The 6,770-nt window shown below is 51.3% G+C and carries 9 protein-coding genes; 1 reads left to right on the top strand and 8 read right to left on the bottom strand.

Features of this window, described 5'->3' with window-relative positions; genetic code table 11:
* The 8 genes from ACEW8P_RS09870 to ACEW8P_RS09905 all read right to left on the bottom strand — a co-directional run.
* A partial coding sequence (locus ACEW8P_RS09870) for a cyclic pyranopterin monophosphate synthase MoaC (protein ID WP_373512918.1) occupies window positions 1–194 on the bottom strand: 194 nt, incomplete at its 3' end.
* A gap of 34 nt (window positions 195–228) precedes the next feature.
* A complete protein-coding gene (locus tag ACEW8P_RS09875) occupies window positions 229–1,158 on the bottom strand; it encodes a DUF4886 domain-containing protein (protein WP_373512919.1) in 930 nt (309 codons plus the stop codon).
* A gap of 34 nt (window positions 1,159–1,192) precedes the next feature.
* The gene (locus tag ACEW8P_RS09880) at window positions 1,193–1,627 is read right to left on the bottom strand and encodes a molybdenum cofactor biosynthesis protein MoaE (RefSeq protein WP_373512920.1); all 435 of its coding nucleotides are present in this window, start codon (window positions 1,625–1,627) and stop codon (window positions 1,193–1,195) included.
* A gap of 98 nt (window positions 1,628–1,725) precedes the next feature.
* On the bottom strand, window positions 1,726–1,965 hold the full coding sequence (locus tag ACEW8P_RS09885) for a MoaD/ThiS family protein (RefSeq protein WP_373512921.1): 240 nt from the start codon (window positions 1,963–1,965) through the stop codon (window positions 1,726–1,728).
* Between the two features lie 6 nt (window positions 1,966–1,971).
* Window positions 1,972–3,276 carry a gephyrin-like molybdotransferase Glp gene (gene glp, locus ACEW8P_RS09890; protein WP_373512922.1) on the bottom strand — a complete coding sequence of 435 codons (1,305 nt, stop codon included), beginning with the start codon at window positions 3,274–3,276 and terminating at the stop codon, window positions 1,972–1,974.
* A gap of 36 nt (window positions 3,277–3,312) precedes the next feature.
* Window positions 3,313–4,353, bottom strand: a complete 1,041-nt coding sequence (locus ACEW8P_RS09895; RefSeq protein ID WP_373512923.1) for a DUF4097 domain-containing protein — start codon at window positions 4,351–4,353, stop codon at window positions 3,313–3,315.
* Window positions 4,354–4,596: 243 nt separating this feature from the next.
* On the bottom strand, window positions 4,597–5,910 hold the full coding sequence (gene nhaD, locus ACEW8P_RS09900; RefSeq protein WP_373512924.1) for a sodium:proton antiporter NhaD: 1,314 nt from the start codon (window positions 5,908–5,910) through the stop codon (window positions 4,597–4,599).
* Between the two features lie 8 nt (window positions 5,911–5,918).
* Window positions 5,919–6,353 carry a CBS domain-containing protein gene (locus ACEW8P_RS09905; RefSeq protein WP_373512925.1) on the bottom strand — a complete coding sequence of 145 codons (435 nt, stop codon included), beginning with the start codon at window positions 6,351–6,353 and terminating at the stop codon, window positions 5,919–5,921.
* 150 nt (window positions 6,354–6,503) lie between these two features.
* Here ACEW8P_RS09905 and ACEW8P_RS09910 point away from each other — a divergent pair, with 150 nt between their 5' ends.
* The gene (locus tag ACEW8P_RS09910; protein WP_373512926.1) at window positions 6,504–6,698 is read left to right on the top strand and encodes a hypothetical protein; all 195 of its coding nucleotides are present in this window, start codon (window positions 6,504–6,506) and stop codon (window positions 6,696–6,698) included.
* Window positions 6,699–6,770 lie beyond the last annotated feature (72 nt).

Consider the following 6,770-nt stretch of genomic DNA (forward strand, 5'->3'; position numbering starts at 1 on the left):
GGGTGGCAGTCGGGCAGCAGGTCGGGCGTTTTCTTGACGGCCAGTAGCCCGGCGGCTTTGGCCATCTCGAAGACATCGCCTTTCGGTACGGTGCGCTCACGAATGGCGGCGATGGTTTCGGGCTTGCTTACCTTTACTGTCGCCTGGGCGGTGGCGATGCGCAGCGTGTTGGTTTTGTGGGTAATATCGACCACGAGAGATATTTTAGTTTAGAAATCTGCAGGACAATCAGCGCTGCTTTCTCGCTTCAGCTACCGTCGTAGCCGCTACTTTTCTAAGTTGGGCGGCAAAGGCAGCAGATATATTCTCGGGAACGAACGATAGTTGCAGTGGAGATTGATCGAAAAGAAAGGCGTACCACACGAGCGACCCCAGGTAGCAGCCCGCCTCATTGGCGTGATGCGAGTCGAATCCCATTTTTTTGTCATTGGTCCACCGATAGCCGGCATGTAGCGAGTGACTTTGATCGGGGAGTGCCGGGTATTCGGAATTTTTACTATCAAGCTTTGGGTCTTTCCGATAACCCCATTCGGGGTCAGAACTGTTTTTCCAAAAGGCATCACCGACGGGAATTATCCTTATCCCTAATTTTTGGGCTTTTTCGTGGTAAGCTTTTCTTGATTTCTCCCACATTTCCTTTTCACTTTGCGTGAATTTCTCTTCTCCAATTTGCCCAAAGCCATCGGCATCAGAGCGATAGGCCCAGGTCTGGTGGAGAACTACCTCGGCCTGGGGCTGTATTGCTTTGATGTAGTCAAATAATTTTCTGGCGTAAGGCTCGTAAGTAGCGGGGTCGGTCGAGTGCATCGAATACTGCTGAATGGTTACGATATGCCAGGTACCTTCGGAAAGGAGCATTCGCAACGATTTCCCGTGATAAGGCCTGCCTTTCGGATCCAGGGAATCCGCCTCCGCTGCTTCGGCGTGTTCCCAGTGCCTTTTCAGTGGACTACCACCTAGTTCGGCTCTCCCGATCACCAGACCGCGTTCTTTTTCAGCCGCCAATTGGGGCAAGTAACGGGTAGCATTTTGTGAAAAGCTGTTTCCAATGACGAATAGGCGTAAAGTGTCTTTTTCTGAGGATTGGGCATACCCAGTTCCTGTCGCGAATGACCATAAGAGATAAATCCACAATGTTTTTTTTAGATAAGGGAACATAGAAATGGCTCTTTATTAATGCGTTGAATTTTTACTATTGCTTGTTTTCCTTCCAAACAAAATCCCCTTTCTCGCCAATCAGCTCTTTACCAAAGACTGGTACTTTGGCTTTAATTTCTTCTACTAAAAATTCGATGGCCTCGAAAGTAGCGCGGCGGTGCGGCGAAGACACGAAAACGAACAGACTTATTTCACCCGTGGGCACTACGCCCAGGCTGTGGTAGATGTGCAGGCAATTCAGTTCGAATTTTTCAAAGGCGGCTTCCCTGATTTGGTGAAAGACTTTTTCGGCCATTTCGGGATAAGCTGAATAGTCGATACCAGTGACCACGCCGCCTTCCTTTTCGTCGGCGCGGATTTGGCCTAAGAAAATATTATGTGCACCGATGCCCGTTTTCGACTGGTGCTTGGCGATGGAGCCGGCGATGAACTGCGGGCTGATAGGGCCTTCGACGAATACTTTTTTCAAAATCAATGTCGGAATATGTGAATTAGTGAATGTCGGAATGAAAATATTCACACATCGCCGGGCGCCCCCGTCCGACATTCACTAATTCCAAATTTAAACTACCCTCCGGCGAAAGGTGGCAATAAAGCTACTTCTGCCAAAGGCGGAATGGGAAACGACTCTTCGGCGATTTGCTGGTTGACGGCGATCTGGAATTTGCGGTCGCGGAGCATTGGGTACTTTTTCAAAATATCGCTTTTTAAATCGCCGACAGTAAGCGCATCCAGCGAATGCCAGGTTTCGAGTGGCTGTCCGACGGCTTCGGCAATCATACCAAAATATAAGATGGAAAGGGTCATGGCTTTTTAAAAGAAGAACGGCAATAAATGTACTTCAACCAAATCGCCGGGCTGCACGGAGTTCTGGGACGAAGGTAAGTAAATTAGCGCATTAGCGATGGCAAACGACCGCAGCACGAACGATTCTTGTCCGTAGAGTGGCGTAACGGCTTCGGTGGTGGCGGTGGCTTTCAGGAACTCGTCGCGCTCGCCCTGGAAGGAAAAGGCGTGGGTGATGGGTAGTTTGAGTTTGGCCAAAAAACAGTCGGTACGCCCCGACATCAACCGCAGGGCGGGCAGTACGTACTCGTAGTAACACACCAACGTGGAAGCCGGGTTTCCGGGAAGCGCGAAAACAATGGTGTCGTCGTTACGCCCGAAAAACAGCGGCTTGCCGGGGCGCTGGCGTATCTTATAGAATACCTCCTCCACGCCGATTTCTCGCAAGGCAGTGCCCACAAAATCATAAGCACCTACCGAGATACCCCCGCTGCTTAGCACCATATCGTGCTGTTCAGTGAGTTCACGAAGGGCCTGAATAGTTGCCGCCTCGTTGTCTGCTACGTAGCGAATGCTTACATCATCAATTCCCTCGGACCGCAGGACGGCCGCTAGCATAGCGGAGTTGGATTCGTATATCTGACCAAATTCCAAGGCTACACCGTCGCCAGGTTGCACCAGTTCATCGCCAGTAACCAGAATACCAACGCTGGGTTTTCGGTACACTTTGACGGAATGAATGTTCATCCCAAGCAGAAAACCCACCGAACCGGGGGTGAGGTAGGTACTTTTGGGCATCGCCACATCGCCTTTCTGGATTTGCTGGCCCACGCTGCGCACGTTTTGTCCATCCGGCACGGGGAACTGCTGAATGATCGCGGCATCGGCTGTCCGATCCACTTTTTCCTTCATCACCACTGCTGTGGCTCCGTCGGGAATGGGGGCACCCGTTAGAGTGTGTACTGCTGTGCCGCGTTGCAATGTCTGAAGCGTAGCGTTGCCCGCCCGTGACTCGGCTACAACAGGTAGCAAAGTTCCGGCCCTGGTGATGTCGGCGTGATGAACTGCGTACCCGTCCATTGAGGACTGCCGGAAGGGCGGTAGTGCCAGGGGCGATACCAATTCTTCGGCCAAAACCTGACCAACCGTTTCAGAAAGGTTTTTCTGCTCCGGGTAAAGTACCGGGACGGTGGATTGAATAAGGGATTTTGCTTCCTGTACACTAACCATAGATAGCTGATTGATTTCCTCCCCAATAAAGAAAAAGTCTGGATCATAACGAAAAAAGCGTCCGGTTAAGGACACTTTTTCGGGGACAGTAGTCCCTTTCATCGCTAATAGATATTCTTGAAAAACGCTTCCTGCTTATCACTGATTGACGTAAACACTACCGCTGCTGGCAGTCAACTTGATGGGAATGCCGCCGCCGTTCAGGCTGCCTTGTACACGATCTTTATCCATCCTACCGTCGAAATTTTTCAGGTCGATGGAAACACGATTGCCGCGCAAATCCAGGTCGAGTCCTTTGTTCATTGGCATGTTCACCCGCACGCTACCCGCCGAGGTTGAGAGCGAAACGAAATCGCCCAGACGGTCGAACTCGGCTTCTATGCTGCCCGCGCTGGTGCTGGCTTTCACGCTGGCGGCCAGATTCTTCATCCGAATGGAACCGCCCGAGGTACTGGTTTCCAAATCTCCCTGAATGCCATCGGCCCGTACGCCGCCCCCACTGGTGGTGGCTTTGATTTTACCGTTGAGGTCAGCCAAATTGATACTGCCACCGCTGGTAATCAGCCGAATGTTGCCGACCATACTTTCGGCCTTGATGCTGCCGCCGCTGGTGGCGAGATCCACATTATCGGAGCAGTTGGTAGCCTCGATGCTACCACCCGAAGTACGGCCCTTGATGTTGCCTTTCAAGTCATTGACGTCGATGCTGCCACCGCTGGTGGTGAAGTTTTGCTCGCCGTTCAATCCAGCCAGCCGGATGCTACCGCCGCTGGTGCGTAAGTCGGTGGCGAAGTTGCGGGGCGTATAGACCTTGAAGGAAATAGAGAGGCCCTTCTTCCAGTTCATGCCATTCCGGTCTTTTGGTTCGGCGATGGCTACGACGTTGTTTCCCTCGCGGCGGATAGTGATGTCGTATTCTTTCAGGCGGTCTTCTATCTCATCGTCGCTAACGTCGTCGCCCTTCCAATTGTTGGCTCGTACGTACATTTCTACAGTTACGCCGCTTTTGTTATCACCTTCCACCGAAATGGAACCGCCGGAGGTTTTGACTTTCACGGCTTCGAGGTAGTTCTCGGAGAAGTCCTTGGTGAAGTAGGGCTTTTCGTTGTTGCGCTGGGCATAAGTACTCGTGGCGACGAGCAAGGCGAGAATGGCTGAGTAAATTCGATTGGTTTTCATGATTTGCTTAAAGTTTGTTTTAGGAGTGATGCAGGAAGTGGGAGGAACGTTGCATCTGCTATTTTTTTATTTTGGGATGAACGGATGATAAGAAAATATACAAGGCCTATGCCAGCAAAGAGGGTTACTGATTTTCAGAGGTTTGAGGATAAATTGTTTTGGAAGAATGACCGTTAGCGGACATTTAGTGTTCGATTTCGAACACTAAATGTCAACTGTGGCCAGGCCAATCCGCGCTGATATCTAGTTCAGCAGATAATACACCACGATGCCCGAGAAGTAGCCCAGCAGGGCGTAGGCGGAGATGCGCTTGAAGTACCAGACGAAGTCGATCTTGAGGATACCCATGGCGGCGACGCCCGCCGCAGAGCCAATAATAAGGATGCTGCCCCCCGTGCCAGCGCAGTAGGCCAGCAGGTTCCAGAAGTTGCTATCCGGCGGGAATTCCGTGAGGGGGTACATGCCCATTGTTGCGGCGACCAACGGGACATTGTCCACCAGCGAAGAAAGAATGCCGATGAGCGTGTTGATGATGTAGATATTGCCGAAAGTATCGTCGAGGGTAGTAGCGAGCAGCCGCAGGTGGCCCGAAGTGTCAAGCGCACCCACGGCGAGTAGAATACCCAAGAAGAAAAGGATGCTGGGCGTATCGACGCGGCGCAGGATATTAGCCACTGACAAACCGCGCTTGACTTCAATCTCTTTTGAGCGATGGAGTACTTCAGTAAAAGCCCACAGGACGCCCACAGCCAGCAGTACACCCATATAGGGCGGGTAATGGGTGATGGACTTGAAAACCGGCACCGAAAGCAGTCCCAGTCCACCCAACACAAACATGGCATTTTGTTCGAAGGGCGTAGTGCCTCCCTGCCCGTGACCCGATTCCAAAGATTGTTCGGGCGGTTGCACTTTGCCTTTCAGGAAAAAGGATGCGGCTATTAGTGGCACCAGGAGACTTACAAAAGAAGGCAGGATAAGTTCTTTCATCACACTAAACGTCGTGACTTGCCCACCGATCCAGAGCATGATGGTAGTTACGTCGCCGATGGGTGAGAAGGCACCACCCGCATTGGCGGCCACAATAACAAACCCGCCCAGCAGCCAGACGTTCTCTTGTCGCCGCACGATGCGCCGGATCAGGGCGCACATGATGATGGTAGTTGTCATATTGTCGAGGCCCGCCGAGAGGAAGAATGACACCCACGAAATAATCCACAGTAGTTTGACGCGGTCAGTGGTCGAAATACGGTCGGTGATGGCTCGGAAACCGTCGTGGGCATCTACCAATTCGACGATGGTCATGGCTCCAAGTAAGAAGAAAAGGATGCCGGAGATTTCACCCAGATGTTCGAAGAGCGATTCGTTCAGGAATTCGTGTGGGTTGTCGGGTAGCGGCGCGTTCTGAAAAGCTGGCATGTACTCGAAACCAACCAAAAGAATTAGCCAACAAAAAACCCCCGTCAGCAGAGCTGAGGCGGCTTTGTCAATTTTTAGAGGGTGTTCCAGCGCAATCAGGGCGTAGCCCAGAATGAAAACGCCAATGAGGAGTAGCGCCATTTATTTCCTCACGACTGAGTTATGTACTGCTCGAGAAACTGAATATGTTGCTTCTGCTCCGACATGATGGACTTCACGACATCGCCGATGCTAATGACGCCGACCACCCGGTCTTTTTCCAATACGGGCAGGTGGCGGATGCGCTTTTGGCCTAGCATCCCCATACATTCCTGGATGGTAGTGTCAGGGTCCACGGTGAAGACTTTTGGCGTCATAACCTCAGAAATGGGGGTACTTTTGGCCTTGCGACCCTGGATAATTCCTTTGCGGGCGTAGTCGCGCTCAGAGAAGATGCCGACGAGTTTTTCACCGTCCAGAACTACCACGGCACCGATGTTCTTTTCAGACAAGAGGTGCAGCGTGTCGATAACGCTGGTGGTAGGGGGTACGCTCCACACCTCGGAAATGGCCTTGTCTTCGAGGATTTTCTTGACAGTGATCATAACGGAATCATTGTTAAGTCAACAGGGTTTAGGAATAGTGCGACGAATATAAGGTGTCGCTATCTTATTTACAAATAATTCCTTGAAAATTATTATTGGTACCCGTCGGTTGTTCTAATAGTTTTTATCTTAGCAGCAAAACATCATTTTATGCTTCCTGTAATACTTCTTTCTATCGTTCTGGTGCTCGCCGGATTTCTATTGTTCAGCGTTCGTTTGCTTTTTATCAAGAACGGCGAATTCAAGGGTACTTGCGCTACTAATAATCCTTTCATGCAACAGGAAGGCGCAACCTGTGGAGTGTGTGGCCGCAAGCCGGGCGAGGCTTGCGGGGAGGAGAAGTGAGCGACCTACCTACCCATAAGTTCTACCAACGCCAATCCTGCCCCAGTACCAATTCCTGTTTCAAGCCCTGCG

This window comes from Persicitalea sp. (genome assembly GCF_041751555.1).
Lineage (GTDB): Bacteria > Bacteroidota > Bacteroidia > Cytophagales > Spirosomataceae > Persicitalea.

Coding starts and splice junctions, on each gene's coding strand:
- ACEW8P_RS09895 (WP_373512923.1), bottom strand. CDS start 4,353: ATGAAAACCAATCGAATTTACTCAGCCATTCTCGCCTTGCTCGTCGCC.
- glp (WP_373512922.1), bottom strand. CDS start 3,276: ATGAAAGGGACTACTGTCCCCGAAAAAGTGTCCTTAACCGGACGCTTT.
- ACEW8P_RS09905 (WP_373512925.1), bottom strand. CDS start 6,353: ATGATCACTGTCAAGAAAATCCTCGAAGACAAGGCCATTTCCGAGGTG.
- ACEW8P_RS09910 (WP_373512926.1), top strand. CDS start 6,504: ATGCTTCCTGTAATACTTCTTTCTATCGTTCTGGTGCTCGCCGGATTT.
- ACEW8P_RS09885 (WP_373512921.1), bottom strand. CDS start 1,965: ATGACCCTTTCCATCTTATATTTTGGTATGATTGCCGAAGCCGTCGGA.
- ACEW8P_RS09875 (WP_373512919.1), bottom strand. CDS start 1,158: ATGTTCCCTTATCTAAAAAAAACATTGTGGATTTATCTCTTATGGTCA.
- nhaD (WP_373512924.1), bottom strand. CDS start 5,910: ATGGCGCTACTCCTCATTGGCGTTTTCATTCTGGGCTACGCCCTGATT.